Source organism: Nostoc sp. NMS4, from assembly GCF_017115095.1.
Classification (GTDB): domain Bacteria; phylum Cyanobacteriota; class Cyanobacteriia; order Cyanobacteriales; family Nostocaceae; genus Nostoc.
In genome coordinates this window covers 20,612-28,108 of record NZ_JABXKI010000108.1, presented here as the reverse complement: position 1 = coordinate 28,108, position 7,497 = coordinate 20,612, and the positions used below count along the sequence as shown (strand labels likewise).

Here is a 7,497-nt window from a genome sequence, read left to right as displayed (position 1 = left end):
TGTTAAGCATACCGCCAGCGTTCATCCTGAGCCAGGATCAAACTCTCCGTTTTGTTGTGTTTCGAGTTTGTGGCTCCGAAAAAAAATATTTTCCGAAATCCTAGTTACTAATTTTGATTGTATTTTTGGGAAATCCCAAAAGCAAAATCTTTTGACGAGGATTGGTTTTTTCTTAAGCTTTCAAAGTATTATGTTTTTTAGGTTCGGCAGTGGTTGGCGTCTGTCGCCTTTCCACTTAACTAGAGTAACTAGTCATCCCCTAGTTTGTCAAGGGGTAAATTTATTTTTTTTTCTAAATGGGCAAATCGCTTGACTGGCGTTGCTTTCAGGTGAATGGTTTTAGCAACCGCAGGGAGGCGAGAACAAAGTGGCTAAACCTTAATTTGCCGCTACGTTCGCGGAGCGTTTGGAAGAGAAGATAGGCGTTACAGTGAGTCTAGCGTTGTAGAGAGACTTCAAAATTTATAATCAGTTTTTGAGAAGAAGCTAAAAACTAGACTAGGCAATAAATACAGATGATCCGACCGCGTAAGGTCTTTGCTCAACATTGGCTTAAAAGTGAAAAGGCGCTCGACGCAATTATTAAAGCAGCAGAGTGTACAGAAAGCGATCGCTCCTCTAATACTAAGGGCGATCGCATCTTGGAAATTGGGCCTGGAACCGGCATTCTGACTCGTCGTTTATTACCCTTGGTGCAATCTCTGGTTGCAGTTGAAATAGACCGTGACTTATGTCAGCTGTTGTCAAAGCAGCTTGGTAAAACGGAAAATTTTTTACTGCTGCAAGGCGATTTTCTCACTCTAGATTTACCATCTTATCTGGCAGCCTTTCCCAATTTCCAAACGCCAAATAAGGTAGTAGCCAATATTCCCTACAATATTACTGGGCCAATCATTGAGAAACTACTGGGTACGATCGCCAATCCCAACCCCGAACCATTTGACTCTATAGTGTTGCTGGTACAAAAAGAAGTCGCAGAAAGGTTATATGCTAAACCAGGATCGAGAGCTTTTGGGGCGTTGAGTGTACGGGTACAGTATTTGGCTGAGTGTGAGTTAATCTGTACAGTCCCAGCTGCCGCATTCCATCCACCGCCAAAAGTCGATTCAGCAGTGGTGCGATTGCGTCCGCGAAAAATCGAAATACCAGCGCTTAATCCCCGACAGTTAGAGAATTTCTTGAAGTTGGGGTTTGGTGCCAAGCGGAAAATGTTACGAAATAATTTGCAATCTGTTATGGAACGCGATCGCTTGAGCCACTTACTGGAACAATTAAAAATAAATCCCCAAGCCAGAGCCGAAGACCTCAGCGTTCAGCAATGGGTAATTCTAGCAAATGAGTTGTCAGTAGGGAGTAGGGAGTAGGGGACAAGGCAGATTTTTTCCTATTCCCCATTTCCCATACTTCTCTACGAGAGGCTGCGCCAACGACTGCACTCAGTACAAGTTCTCCATTCCCCATTCTCAGAAAATGCATTCCTACAGCCTAATTGCCCCTGCTAAAATCAACTTGTATCTGGAAATCATTGGTAATCGCCCTGATGGCTATCATGAGTTAGCCATGATACTGCAAAGTATTGGTCTTGCAGACCAAATTGTTGTGCGTTCTATTAGCACTGACAGTATCCGTGTTCACTGCAACCACCCACAAGTACCTACAGATAAAAGTAATCTGGCATACCGCGCAGCAGAATTAATGGTCAGGCAATTTCCCGAAGCCTTTGCTAAATATGGAGGTGTGGAGATTACTATTAACAAACAGATTCCTGTCGCGGCTGGGTTGGCTGGAGGTTCGACGAATGCAGCATCTGTGTTGGTGGGAATAGATTTACTGTGGAAGTTGGGATTAACTCAGTCAGAATTAGAGGAATTGGGAAGTACACTCGGTTCCGATGTACCGTTTTGTGTGGCGGGTGGAACTGCGATCGCAACAGGTAGAGGTGAGCAACTTTCTTTGCTGCCAAGTTTGGATACTATATATATAGTGTTAGCGAAATACCGCAGCCTAGAAGTTTCCACCGCTTGGGCATATAAAACCTATCGACAGCAGTTTGGTCATTCTTATATTAGAGATAACGACAACTTGGCAGCGCGTGCTAGTGCAGTTCATTCGGGAGCAATAGTAAAAGCTGTCCTCGATAAAGATGCGGGAGAAATTGCCAAAAAACTGCACAATGATTTAGAACGAGTCGTATTGCCAGCCTATCCCCAAGTCTTACAACTGCGAGAAGTGTTTGCAAATCAAGAAGGTGTTTTAGGAACGATGATGTCTGGTTCTGGGCCAACAATATTTGCTCTTTTTGAATCTCAACAGCAAGCAGAACTAGTTTTGCTGCAAATCAGGGAAGCAATTCTTGATGAGGATTTAGAATTGTTTGTGACTCGGACAATTACACATGGTATTCAGGTGGTATCTTCAGTTTAAATAAATCTTTATCGTTAATGAAGCATAGGGGATAGACAAGAATTATTCCTAATGACCCAATTTAAAATCCAAAATCTAAAATCCAAAATGGTATGAACGATCAAAATCTCACGCCACAAGCAGATGCTCAAAAACAGGTTACAGCGAGTCCGTTACGCTGTTTTACTGGAGCAGTGATTTCGGGAGGAATGGGATTTGCAGCGTATTCGCTGATGATTGCGATCGCAACAAATTTTGCTAGTAAACCGATCCATTCAATCAATCCATTGGTAGTAAAGATTTCTTCTGCTGTCCGCACTCTGGTTGTTGGTGTAGTTGCTTTAGGTAGCGGGATTTTTGGAATAGTGGCAATTGGTTTGTTGGCTTTGGGAGTACAATTATTAGTGCAACAATTGACCAAGCAAAAAAGTAGTGAAAACTAGTACCGCAAGGTGTAATTCGTAATTCGTAATTACCATTACGTAAAAGTTTTAGACATTTCAAATGGTAAGACAGGGCGATCTTCTCCCAAAGGGAGAGGCTAGGGTCCTTCCTTCGGAACGCACTAGCGAACGCGAGTGCGTCGGGGGTTTCCCCCATGAGCGACTGCGAACCCGTTAGCGACGCAGGAGCGTCAGGGGTGGCTGATGCTGTAATTTCGGTGTATAGTATGACCCTTGACTTTAACAGATTTCGGGTTGACACTTTATAGACTGGCTCAATATTCACAAATTTATGCGGAATTGATACCAGCGACACTGAAATTGATAGCAGCAACATCATTGTATAAGCAAAATTTATGAACACAACCAAGAGATATTTTTTAACACTTATTTTTGTGACAATGGTTGCCAGCCTGGGCAGTTGTAGTTCTAACCCCACCGCAAGTAATATTAACAGCGTAACCCCATCTCCTACCACAGCACCGACGAATAGCGTATCGTCTCAAACTCCCAGCCAAATTCCTAGCGTCGCTCAGTTGAGAGAGAAATCTCCTAATCAAGAATCTTCTAAGGAAAATACGCCTTCCTCATCAACTTCTAAAGTTGCCACTAGTAAAACTACTAACGTCACATTGTACACAAGTGATACTCAGTGTCAAAAACTAATTCCAGAAAAGGTTTCAGTCCCAGCCGAGGAACCAGTGAAAAATGTCGTGAGCAAAATCTTAGAAAAACGAGATACAAGCGATTTTAGTTTGTCTGGATATCGTGTCAACATCAAAAATGGGATTGCTACAGTTGATTTACGAATATCTCCTGAGTCAAAGCGACAAATAACTTCTCTTTCTAGTTGCGAACAGTTTGCTCTGTTTGGCAGTCTCCGTAAAACCCTAACGAGTAATGCTCAATGGAATATTAAAGAGGTTCGCTTCACTGAGCGAGGCCAAGACATTGTTCTTTAGTTAAATAGCTAAAAAATTTCCCAATCTGAACACTCATGCATCAGTAGTTGTTTGTCAAAATAGGGTATGTTCTAGCGAATTGAAAACAGCTGCAAATAGTGGTATATTTTATTTTAGTACTAAGTTTATGTTAGCAATTTGCGGGTGTAATTCAGTGGTAGAATGTCACCTTCCCATGGTGAACGTCGTGGGTTCGAGTCCCATCGCCCGCTTTGTCTTAAAGCTTTATTCAGCAAGAATTTTGAAAATTTTTTGGTTTTAGAAGCTTGCTGAGAACAACGCCTTTATTCATGCTGATGAGTAGATATTAGCTCTTTTTGGGTGTAAATTGGGTGTAAATTGGGTGTAAGGTGGGTGTACTAAAAAAGTACTAGCAAGCAGGTAACAAACGAGAATTATCTGTACCTGAATTTTAAATAGTTATGCTTTAAAGAAGTGTGGGATAGATTTTTATATCGGTTCAATTCCAAGAAACAGTTGCTTATCTTTCAAGATATATAAAACTCTTAATTTACTCTAACCTTTAGTAAATAAAGTATTTTAGAATATAGTTGTTGAGAGTTTTGGAATTTAAACCTCGTGCTAGCTGCTCAATGGTGAGTTTTGAATAGTCTCAGAAGTTAATTTCAGGCTCTGTAATTCCTGAAAGCTCAAAAAACTCAATTTATCTACCTTCTGCTTAACAATCTCCAAAAACTCTTTAAATTGAGGGCAAGAATGACATTTTAACTCTTGCCCCGGAATCAAGCAATTACACACAAGAAGAGGTCTTTGTTTAAAAGTGCGGGAGCAATTCTTACAGAGATTCTGACTTCTCCTGCTCTCTAGTTGACTGATTCCTCTCAAATCTAGCCTTAAGGATATAAATAAAAAGTTCTTGAAAGTTGGCGAAGGGATAACTTATATTTTTGGTATTTGCCCAAAATATAATTTCCGATTCTCCAACTTTAAGCAAGTCATAAAGGGCTTTATCAGCATCAGTTTCTATTTGTAGATTTTGTAATGCTTTACAGCGCTTCCGGCTATTATGCAATACATTTTTCTCCTTGCACCTGTCCTATCATAGCTTTCAGCTTTGAGGATGTATCTCATAGCTGCCGGAAGTGCTGTATGTGGTAAAATTTGCGTTAGATAACCACCATCTATACTTGGGTCGGAGATTAATTTAAATATTTTGTTTGCTAGCAATATAGCTTTAGCTTGCCAATACAACTGAATGCATCGCATCCAAATACCTTGAGAACTATTGTCGGGAGCTAAATTGAAAGTTGCAATTTTCTCAATCTCTTGAGCTAGCTTACAAAAGTTTTCTGTTTGAGGTTTGTCTGGTAACAAGAAAAAATGAAAAGGAATTTTTGAACGTTTAATACCAAGTGCTTTATCTTCAGAGATTGTCTGGTTTATTTTTATCCTTAGAAACTCATCAACTGGAATATCTATTAGATTTCCCTTTTTATCAAATATTGAAATGGTATACATATGTATTTTCTCCATTAAATATTAATAATAAAAAAATATAACTAATTTAGTTTACAACACAAAAACTTGCACACCCCAGGAATATCTAACAAGTAATTACCAATCATTTCTAATGAATAAATTTCTGGTAGTGCCTGCTGAAACTTGCTCAAACGATATTCTGGTAACTGTGACAAAATAAAGTTTTGGGTATGTATATTTTGCCAAAAAACTTGCTCACTTATCTGAGCGATCGCTAAACTCAAGGTAGCCTGACCAAGACTTTCTCCCTCTATTTTAAGCTTGAAGTTATCAGCAACAATCTTCCAATCATGGTGGAATTGTAGACCATATTTGAGGGTGTGATTAATCTGTCCACCAGCAAAAGTCCACCACAATGCTCGTTCATTATCTATCTGGATGCTTGGTTGCAAATCTGTCAGTAATAGTCTAAGGTCAGTACGAAATTCATCTACAGCTGCTTGCTCTCTAGGATCAATATAAGGAATACTATTTTCTGTTTTAATGATTTGGGCAATTTGCTGGCACAGGTCAAAACCTAGTAGTTGAGGAGCAAAACCTCCCCAACTTGGTTTTTTACCACGAGGAGCTGGAACAACCCCAACAATACGCTCTTGGTGATTGATGTGGGTAACAGTCCAAGCCTTACCACTGAGCAGGAAAGAACTCATATCTGCAACTAGTTTATCCACAAATGCTTGCTCTAAAGAGCCGATGGTGTAGCCAGATGGTGTTTGTACTTTGTAAAGCAATGGGCTACTAAAAACTGCGTAGAGTTCCATAAAGTTTTTCCGACCAAAAACCCGTTCTGCTTTATCTCCCATTGAAAGTAAGCCACCTGCATGAAACAGGAAGTCTTCCCGAATCATGTGCTTGATTAGTACCTCAAATTCTGTATAGTTGATGCCGGAAAAATCAGGTACGCTAGACAAATTGTCCCAACAGCGTTCTGGGCTAATAGCACCAAATTGTAGAGTTAAAGCTAGTAACTGATGCACCATGACAGCCCAAGCTCTGGTTTGAATGGGAACAGATTCTACCCAGCTTTTTCTCGCTAGTTCAACAATAGCGATCGCTTGCAATACTGTCTCGACATTTTCACAAAAAAATGTAGTGTTAGCTCGTTGACCCGCCCTTCTCCCGGTGCGTCCCAAGCGTTGTAAAAAGGAAGAGACTGTAGAAGCTGCATTCGCTTGTAATACCAAGTCTAAGTCGCCAACATCAATACCTAACTCTAAAGTGGAAGTGCAAATAATGCTGGTATTACTTCCTGTTTGAAAACGTTCCTCGGCGGCGGTGCGTTCTTCTAGAGAGACGGAACTATGGTGAACGAATACATCAGTCCCGCAATTTCGCATTCGTTCGGCAATGTCTTCAGCCAGTGAGCGACTGTCACAAAAGAACAGGCTCTTTTTTCCTTGGGTTAATTGACTAGCTTCTTGAGCGATCGCTCCTAGTGTATCTCGTAAATAAACGCGCAAATCTTTTTGAGAAGGGACTTTTGGAGGCTCAATAACATCACCTTCCCGTTTTGATGTCCCTTGCAGCCAATGCAGAATATCAGCCGGATTGCCAACGGTAGCACTCAACCCCACACGTTGGACATCATTGACTGTATAACGCCCTAGCCGTTCCATCACAGACATCAGGTGAGCGCCTCGGTCTGTACCCGCTAAGGCGTGAACTTCATCAATAACTACAGCGCGTAAATCTCCAAATACTTTGGCATGGGGTACTTTGGCAGATAGCAGCATGACCTCTAAAGATTCAGGGGTGGTCATTAAGACTGCTGTTGGCTCTTTGATAAAAGTCCGTTTATGGGAATCTTTAATATCTCCATGCCACAGGAAGCGGCGCAAACCAACCATTTCTGTGTAACTCCCCAAACGCTCGGCTTGGTTATTTAAGAGAGCTTTGATTGGTGCAATATAAATTAAACCAACTCCTTGGGGTTCACGCTCCATTAACATTGCCAATAGCGGAAAAATAGAGGCTTCTGTTTTTCCGCCAGCAGTAGGAGCTAAAATTACTGCATTTTTACCATCTAATAAAGCGTGTGCCGCCAGTTCTTGCACAGGGCGGAGAGAAGACCAGCCCAAGCGGGAGACAATTGCTTGTTGTAGACGGGGAGGAAAACGTGCAAAGGCAGAAGTCATAAAAATTCAAACTATCCTGCAGGAAGTAAGCTACAAAATTTCAAATTAGAATCT

The 7,497-nt window shown here is 41.1% G+C and carries 7 protein-coding genes and 1 tRNA gene; 6 read left to right on the top strand and 2 right to left on the bottom strand.

What is annotated here, in order from left to right:
* The 6 genes from HWQ37_RS08030 to HWQ37_RS08005 form a co-directional block, all read left to right on the top strand.
* A partial coding sequence (locus HWQ37_RS08030) for a hypothetical protein (RefSeq protein WP_292745645.1) occupies window positions 1-313 on the top strand: 313 nt, incomplete at its 5' end.
* A gap of 202 nt (window positions 314-515) precedes the next feature.
* Window positions 516-1,364, top strand: a complete 849-nt coding sequence (gene rsmA / locus HWQ37_RS08025; protein WP_292745643.1) for a 16S rRNA (adenine(1518)-N(6)/adenine(1519)-N(6))-dimethyltransferase RsmA — start codon at window positions 516-518, stop codon at window positions 1,362-1,364.
* 106 nt (window positions 1,365-1,470) lie between these two features.
* Window positions 1,471-2,424: a 4-(cytidine 5'-diphospho)-2-C-methyl-D-erythritol kinase gene (ispE, locus tag HWQ37_RS08020; RefSeq protein WP_292745641.1), complete on the top strand. Its 954-nt coding sequence runs from the start codon at window positions 1,471-1,473 to the stop codon at window positions 2,422-2,424.
* A 92-nt stretch (window positions 2,425-2,516) separates the two neighbouring features.
* Window positions 2,517-2,846 carry a DUF3082 domain-containing protein gene (locus HWQ37_RS08015; protein WP_292745639.1) on the top strand — a complete coding sequence of 110 codons (330 nt, stop codon included), beginning with the start codon at window positions 2,517-2,519 and terminating at the stop codon, window positions 2,844-2,846.
* A gap of 356 nt (window positions 2,847-3,202) precedes the next feature.
* On the top strand, window positions 3,203-3,808 hold the full coding sequence (locus HWQ37_RS08010) for a GerMN domain-containing protein (RefSeq protein WP_292745637.1): 606 nt from the start codon (window positions 3,203-3,205) through the stop codon (window positions 3,806-3,808).
* Window positions 3,809-3,948: 140 nt separating this feature from the next.
* Window positions 3,949-4,020 (top strand) — tRNA-Gly (locus HWQ37_RS08005).
* A gap of 772 nt (window positions 4,021-4,792) precedes the next feature.
* Here HWQ37_RS08005 and HWQ37_RS08000 read toward each other — a convergent pair.
* Window positions 4,793-5,302: a hypothetical protein gene (locus HWQ37_RS08000; protein WP_292745635.1), complete on the bottom strand. Its 510-nt coding sequence runs from the start codon at window positions 5,300-5,302 to the stop codon at window positions 4,793-4,795.
* Between the two features lie 26 nt (window positions 5,303-5,328).
* A complete protein-coding gene (locus tag HWQ37_RS07995; protein ID WP_292745633.1) occupies window positions 5,329-7,443 on the bottom strand; it encodes a DEAD/DEAH box helicase in 2,115 nt (704 codons plus the stop codon).
* Window positions 7,444-7,497 lie beyond the last annotated feature (54 nt).